Genomic DNA, 6,689 nt, shown 5'->3' with positions numbered 1-6,689 from the left:
CTCCACTGCTGCCCCGGCTCGAGCTGCCAGGTGAGGCCGTCGTGGCCGGCCCCGCCGGTCCAGCCGACCCGGTTGCCGGGGCTGCGCCAGGCGGTGATGTGCCAGCTTCCGCTCCAGGCCAGGGCGGTGCTCCACACCTCGCCGGTCTCCTCGGTGGCGTCGCCCGCGTCGATCATCAGCCAGGGGTTGGCCTGGTGGCTGGTGGTTCCCCGACGGCTCGTCAACACCAGTTCGCCGTACGGGAGTTCGGTGCGTCGCAGCTGGCTCTCGTAGCCCCAGTCCCCGATCACGTGGCTCGCGCGGTAGCCGGTGCGGTAGGGCACGCTCCAGGCAGCGGAGTCGGCGCGCTGCAGGGCCAGGGGCTCGCCTTCGCCGGTGTGGTGCAGTTCGGCCCACCGTTCGATGACGTCGCTGTCCGGGTGGACCCGGTAGTGGAGCACGATCTCCAGGGGGTGGTGCCGGTCGCGCCAGCGGATGGCGAGGTGACCGCCGTCGACGGCGTGGCCGAGGTGCAGCCACTCGACGCCACGGCCACCGTCGGCGTACCGGACCTGCAGCGCGGGCGGTCCGTAGGCCGCGCCGGCCTCGGTGGGGTACTCCTCGCGGCCGTGGGCCGTGCCGGCGAAGCTGCTGGCGGGCGCGGGCGGCGGCGGGATGGTGAGGGCCTGCTCGAGGCTGAGCCGTGGTCCCCAGTGCACTTGGCGAGGGGTGTCGTCGTCGTCCAGGCAGAGGGCATAGGCGCTGTTCGGAGTGGTGAGCAGCCACAGCCGGCGGGAGGGGTCGTAGGACACCGGATTCATGGTGGCGAGCGTAGATTCCGGCTTCCTCGAATTCAATCCTTGACGAAGGTAATTATTTGCCTCTACGGTCTCGCCATGCCTCGAACCTCTGAGTCCCCCGCTCCGATCACCACACCGGCGTCCGCTGCGGTGTTCACCACCGTGCTGACCGGCGGGCCGGTGTCGAGAGTGGAGATCGCCCGGCGCACCGGGCTCTCCTCGGCAGCGGTCACCCGGACGGCCCGCCCGTTCATCGAGGCGGGCTACCTGGAGGAGACCGAGGCCGGCGAGCGGACGGCCCCCGGCGCCGGACGGCCGGCCAACCCGCTGGCCATCCGGGCCGACCGGGAGTTCTTCATCGGTGTGAAGATCACCAATGAGGACCTGATCGGAGTGGTCTGCGACCTTCGGGCGCAGGTCCGTACCTCCCGCCACCACGTCCTGACCACGCAGAACGTCGACGGCGTGGTGGCGGCACTGGCCGAACTGGTCGAGGAGCTGCTGTCGGAGTCCGACGCCTACCGCGAGCGGACCTACTGCCTGGGTGTGGCGGTCTCCGGCGACGTCGACCGGGCGTCCGGGCTGGTGCGCTACTCGCCGTTCCTCGGCTGGCGCGACGTGCCGCTCGCCGCACTGCTCTCCGACGCCACCGGCCTCGCCACCACCCTGGAGAACGACGTCAAGGCGCTCACCGTCGCCGAGCAGTGGTTCGGCAAGGGAGTCGGGGCGTCCTCCTTCGCCCTGGTGACCGTGGGCACCGGCATCGGCTGCGCGATGGTCGTCAACGGCGGCCTAGTCGCGGGGGCGCACAACGTGGCGGGAGAGCTCGGCCACGTACGCGTCGCCGATGCCGGTCCCGTCTGCCACTGCGGTGGCAGCGGCTGCATCGAGGCCATCGCGTCCAGCGGCGCCATCGTCACGCAGGCCCGGCTGGCCTCCGGCGACGCGGAACTCTCCATGGACGAGGCGGTCACCCGGGCCAGGGCGGGCGAGGAGGGCATCCGATCCGCCTTCGACCGGGCCGGACACGCGATCGGTCTCGGGCTGGCCGCCGTCGCCAACCTGATCGGACCCGAGCGGATCGTCGTCTCCGGCGAGGGACTCGCCGCCTACGACCTGTTCGAGGAGCAGATCCGGGAGACCTTCGCCGTCCAGGCGTTCGGCGCCGCCGCCCGCTGCGAACTGATCATCCGTCCGCTGCCCTTCGAGGAATGGGCGCGCGGCGCAGCCGCGACCGCCGTCCAGACCCTGTTCACCACCGAATCCGTCTGACCACCCCGCTCCACCCCCACCCTCTCACCGTCAGGAGCACGACCATGAACGCCACCCCGAACGCCTTCGGCCGCAGACGCTTCCTCACCACCTCGCTCCTGATAGCCGGAGGCGCCGTGCTCACCGGCTGTGCCGGCGACCCGCTGAAGAAGAGCGGCGACGGCTCGACCGCCAAGATCACGCTCAACCAGTGGTACCACGCGTACGGCGAGAAGGGGACCCAGGAGGCTGTCAAGCGGTACGCCCTGGAGTACACCAAGGCCAACCCGGATGTCGCGATCAACATCACCTGGGTGGCCGGCGAGTACGAGACCAAGCTCAACTCCGCCCTGCTCACCGCGGACGCGCCGGACGTGTTCGAGATCGGCGACTTCCGCCACCAGATGGTGAAGAACGGCCAGTTGGCCCCGCTCGACGACATCCTCGCCGACACCAAGGCCGAGTTCTCCAAGGCCGACCTGGACGTGGCGACCGTGGACGGCAAGGTCTACGGCATCAAGATGATCGACGACATCATGATGCTCTTCTACCGCCGCAGCCTGCTGGAGAAGGCAGGCCTCACGCCGCCCAAGACCTACGCCGAACTGGTCGATGCAGCAAAGAAGTTGACCACCGGCAAGATGAAGGGCCTGTTCGTCGGCAACGACGGAATCGGCGACGCCGGCTTCCTGCTCGGCTGGTCCGCCGGCGGCGACCTGATCGACAACGGGAAGGTCGTCTTCAACCGCCCGGAGACCGTCGCAGCCGTCGGTGCCCTGCGCCAACTGCACGACGAGAAGGTCCTGTTGCTGGACTTCACCACCGACTGGTACGACCCGGGTGCGATCAGCCAGAACGCCACGGCGATGCAGTGGTGCGGCCTGTGGGCGATGCCCGACATCAAGAAGAACATCGGCGACGACTTCGGCGTGGTGCCCTGGCCCGCCTTCGGCGCCACCGGCCGCCCCACGGCGCGCCTGGGCGGCTGGTACGAGCTGGTCAACGCCAAGGGCAAGCACGTCGAGGAAGCCAAGAAGTACCTGCAGTGGCTGTGGCTGAAGCAGACCGACCTCCAGCAGGACTGGTGCGTCAAGTACGGCTTCCACGTGCCGCCGCGTGCGAGCGTCGCCGCGAGGACCACCGAGTTCGCCACCGGCCCGGCCAAGGACGCCGTCGCGATCTCGCAGCAGTACGGCAAGTCCTTCCCGAACCTGTGGAACTCCGCCATGGCCACCGCCTTCGGCGACGCCGTCACGAAGATCGCCAAGCAGAAGGCCGACGCCACCGACGCGCTCGGCCAGGCGGCCGCCAAGTGCCAGGCCGAACTCGACAAGCAGCTCGGCTGAGGGACGGCGCAACCATGACACTGTCCACCCCCACCCGATGGGCCGGGGCGGTGCGGGCCTCGGCCCGCACCGGCCGACGGCCCCGGCCCCGAACGGACCGGTCCGCACTCGGAGCGTTCGCCGTCCTGACCGCACCCATGGTGTTCGGCCTCGGCCTGTTCAAGTACGTCGCGATCGGCTGGAGCCTGCTGCTCAGCCTGGGCGAGGCCCGCGGAACGCTCGACCCCACCCGCTGGGTCGGCCTGGACAACTACCGGTTCCTGCTGGCCGATCCCGGCTTCCGTGACTCGCTGCTGACCGTGGTGCTGTTCACCCTGTTCATCGTGCCGGTCACCTTCGCCGCCTCCCTCGCGCTGGCGGTGCTGGTCAACCAGGTCCGGCGCGGGCGGGCGTTCTTCCGCACCGCCTTCCTGGTGCCGGCCGCGGTGTCCTACGTCGCCGCCGCCCTGGTCTGGCGGATGGCACTGTTCAACGGCCTGCCCTCCGGTATCGCCAACACCCTCGGCGGACTGCTCGGGCTCGACCCGGTGCCCTGGATCGCCACCCAGCACCCGCCGCTGTACTGGATCGTCCTGATCACCCTGCGCCTGTGGCTCCAGGTCGGCCTCTACATGGTCCTCTTCCTGGCCGGCCTCCAGGCCATCCCGCCCCAGCTGTACGAGGCCGCCGCCATCGACGGCGCCTCCGGGTGGCGGATGTTCCGGCACATCACCCTGCCGATGCTGCGCAACACCTCGGTGGCGGTACTGCTGCTGATGACCATCGCCGGATTCCAGGCGTTCGACGAGTTCTACAACGTCTTCAGCGGCGGCCTCGGCGGCAGCCACACCGCCCCCGTGCACCCGCCGCTCGTCTACCTCTACGACATCGCCCTCGGTGACCAGAACTACGGCCTCGGCTCGGCGGGCGCGTTCCTGCTCACCCTGCTCATCGTCGCGGTCACCCTCCTCCAGGGGCGCATCACCGGCCTCGGCCGCAAGGACTGACCATGATCCGACCGATCCGACGCCGTACGGTCACCACCCTGGCCACGTACGCCGCCCTCGGGCTCGCCGCCACCGCCTTCCTGCTGCCGTTCTACGTCATGCTGCGCAACGCGCTGATGACGACCCGTCAGGTCACCTCGCCCGACTGGCAGTGGCTGCCCGATCCGCTCACCTTCGACAACTTCACCGAACTGTTCAGCGACCCGGCCGTCCCGATGGCGAGCGCGCTCGGCAACTCGCTGCTGATCGCCGGTGTCACCGCCCCCGTGTCCACCCTGCTGGCGTCGATGGCCGGATACGCACTGGCCAGGATTCCCGTACCTGGCAAGGGAGTTGTGCTCTCGTTCATCCTCGCCACCATGATGATCCCCGGGTCGGTGACGTTCATCCCGACCTTCGTGGTGGTCGGCGCGCTCGGTGGTGTCAACACCGAGTGGGGCATCATCGCCCCGGGCCTGTTCAACGCGTTCGCGGTACTGCTGTTCCGCAACTTCTATCTGCGCTTCCCCGCCGAGATCGAGGAGGCCGGCCGGCTCGACGGTCTCGGCTACCTGGGCCTCTACCGGCGGATCGCGCTGCCCAACTCCACCTCGATGCTCGCCGCCCTGGGCGCACTGTCCTTCATCGACAGCTGGAACGCCTTCCTGTGGCCCCTGGTCATCGGCCAGGACCCGAGCAGTTGGACGGCGCAGATCGCCCTGTCGACCTTCCTCACCGCACAGTCGGTCAACCTGCCCGGCCTGTTCGCCGGGGCGGTGGTCACGATCGTGCCCCTCGCCGTGATGTTCCTGGTGGCCCAGCGCCACATCGTCCAGGGCATCACCATGAGCGGCCTCAAGGACTGAGGCCGTCTCCCCCGGTGCCGACCCCCACGCGGCACCGCTCGACGAAGGAGTTCCCCCACCCGTGAACAACTCCGCCTCCACCCCCCTCAGACGCCTGGCTCAGGCCATGGCGCTGGTCACCGCCCTCCTCCTGGGCCTGCTGCTCCCCGCTCCCGCCGCCCAGGCCGCGCCCTTCACCGTCCCGGTCGGCGCGCAGATCACCGACACCACCGGCAACCTGGTGCACGCCCACGGCGGCGGGCTCATCCAAGTCGCCGGGTACTACTACTGGTTCGGCGAGGACCGCAACGCGGACGACACCTTCCGCTACGTCTCGGTCTGGCGCTCGGCCGACCTGTTGAACTGGGAGTTCCGCAACCACGTTCTCTCCCAGGCCAGTTCGCCCGAGCTCCAGCTGGCCAACCTGGAACGCCCCAAGGTCGTCTACAACGCCGGTACCGGTCAGTTCGTCCTGTGGGCGCACAAGGAGAACGGCGTCGACTACACCGAGGCCAAGGTCGCCGTCGCGGTCTCCTCCACCGTCGACGGCAGCTACACCTACCAGGGCAGCTTCCGACCGCTCGGCAACGAGTCCCGCGACATGACCCTCTTCCGGGACGACGACGGCACCGCGTACCTGATCTCCGCCGCCAACGACAACGCCGACCTCGACGTCTACCAGCTCACCGCCGATTACACCGGCGTCCAGTCGCTGACCAAGACACTCTTCCCCGGCAACCGCCGCGAGGCCCCGGCCATGTTCAAGCGGGACGGCGTCTACTTCCTGCTGACGTCCGGTCAGAACGGCTGGCTGCCCACCCAGCAGCAGTACGCCACGGCCGGCTGCGTCGCCTGCACCTGGAGCGCCAACGCCAACGTCGGCGACTCCCAGACCTACGGCTCGCAGACCGCGTACGTGCTCCCCGTCCAGGGCACCCAGGCCACCAACTACCTGTACCTGGGCGACCGCTGGGCCGGCTCCTGGGGCGGCCCGGTCGAGGACTCCACCTACGTGTGGCTGCCGCTCACCTTCCCGACCGGCACCACCATGACCATGTCGTACGCCAGGCAGCTGGCCGTCGACACCGCCGCCGGGACGATCACCCCGGTCGGCACCGGCTACGACAAGCTGACTGTGCGTCACTCCGGCAAGTGCGCCAAGGCGGGCCAGTCGGCCGTCGTCCAGTACGACTGCACCGGCAACACCGACCAGCAGTGGCGCATCGACTCCATCGGCAACGGTCAGTCCCGCCTGGTCTCGCGCAGCGCCAACAAGTGCATGGACCTCTCCACCGCCGTCATCACCTGGACCTGCGGCGTGGCCAAGCCCAAGCAGCACTGGACCGTCCAGGACCTCGGCACCGGCTACGTCCAGCTCGTCAACGCCGTCACCGGCGAGTGCGCCGAGGTCGCCAACGCCTCCACCGCCAACAACGCCCAGCTCAAGCCCGCCGTCTGCACCGGCGCCACCAACCAGCAGTTCCAGCGCACTTCGCTGTGACG

The 6,689-nt window shown here is 69.4% G+C and carries 6 protein-coding genes; 5 read left to right on the top strand and 1 reads right to left on the bottom strand.

Going from position 1 to position 6,689, the window contains the following annotated elements; translation table 11 throughout:
* On the bottom strand, positions 1 to 800 hold an 800-nt coding region (locus tag ASC99_RS40545; RefSeq protein WP_304440743.1), incomplete at its 3' end, for a glycoside hydrolase family 36 N-terminal domain-containing protein.
* A gap of 75 nt (positions 801 to 875) precedes the next feature.
* Here ASC99_RS40545 and ASC99_RS16830 point away from each other — a divergent pair.
* The 5 genes from ASC99_RS16830 to ASC99_RS16810 all read left to right on the top strand — a co-directional run bounded on the left by ASC99_RS16830 (position 876) and on the right by ASC99_RS16810 (position 6,687).
* Complete coding sequence (locus ASC99_RS16830) at positions 876 to 2,051, top strand: ROK family transcriptional regulator (protein WP_157531587.1); 1,176 nt, start codon at positions 876 to 878, stop codon at positions 2,049 to 2,051.
* Between the two features lie 44 nt (positions 2,052 to 2,095).
* Positions 2,096 to 3,376 carry an ABC transporter substrate-binding protein gene (locus ASC99_RS16825; protein ID WP_057232886.1) on the top strand — a complete coding sequence of 427 codons (1,281 nt, stop codon included), beginning with the start codon at positions 2,096 to 2,098 and terminating at the stop codon, positions 3,374 to 3,376.
* Positions 3,377 to 3,390: 14 nt separating this feature from the next.
* Positions 3,391 to 4,362: a carbohydrate ABC transporter permease gene (locus tag ASC99_RS16820; RefSeq protein ID WP_057232884.1), complete on the top strand. Its 972-nt coding sequence runs from the start codon at positions 3,391 to 3,393 to the stop codon at positions 4,360 to 4,362.
* Positions 4,363 to 4,364: 2 nt separating this feature from the next.
* On the top strand, positions 4,365 to 5,207 hold the full coding sequence (locus ASC99_RS16815; protein ID WP_057232882.1) for a carbohydrate ABC transporter permease: 843 nt from the start codon (positions 4,365 to 4,367) through the stop codon (positions 5,205 to 5,207).
* Positions 5,208 to 5,313: 106 nt separating this feature from the next.
* Positions 5,314 to 6,687 (top strand): RICIN domain-containing protein, encoded by a 1,374-nt coding sequence (locus tag ASC99_RS16810; RefSeq protein WP_157531589.1) that lies wholly within the window; start codon positions 5,314 to 5,316, stop codon positions 6,685 to 6,687.
* The last annotated feature ends 2 nt before the right edge of the window (positions 6,688 to 6,689 follow it).

Source organism: Kitasatospora sp. Root107, assembly GCF_001424875.1.
Lineage (GTDB): Bacteria > Actinomycetota > Actinomycetes > Streptomycetales > Streptomycetaceae > Kitasatospora.
The sequence above is the reverse complement of the archived record's forward strand: the minus strand, read 5'-3'. Positions and strand labels throughout refer to the sequence as shown.

What these genes read in the sequence shown, in the direction of transcription:
- ASC99_RS16820 (WP_057232884.1), top strand. Translation starts at nt 3,391, where the DNA reads ATGACACTGTCCACCCCCACCCGATGGGCCGGGGCGGTGCGGGCCTCG.
- ASC99_RS16815 (WP_057232882.1), top strand. Translation starts at nt 4,365, where the DNA reads ATGATCCGACCGATCCGACGCCGTACGGTCACCACCCTGGCCACGTAC.
- ASC99_RS16810 (WP_157531589.1), top strand. Translation starts at nt 5,314, where the DNA reads ATGGCGCTGGTCACCGCCCTCCTCCTGGGCCTGCTGCTCCCCGCTCCC.
- ASC99_RS16830 (WP_157531587.1), top strand. Translation starts at nt 876, where the DNA reads ATGCCTCGAACCTCTGAGTCCCCCGCTCCGATCACCACACCGGCGTCC.
- ASC99_RS16825 (WP_057232886.1), top strand. Translation starts at nt 2,096, where the DNA reads ATGAACGCCACCCCGAACGCCTTCGGCCGCAGACGCTTCCTCACCACC.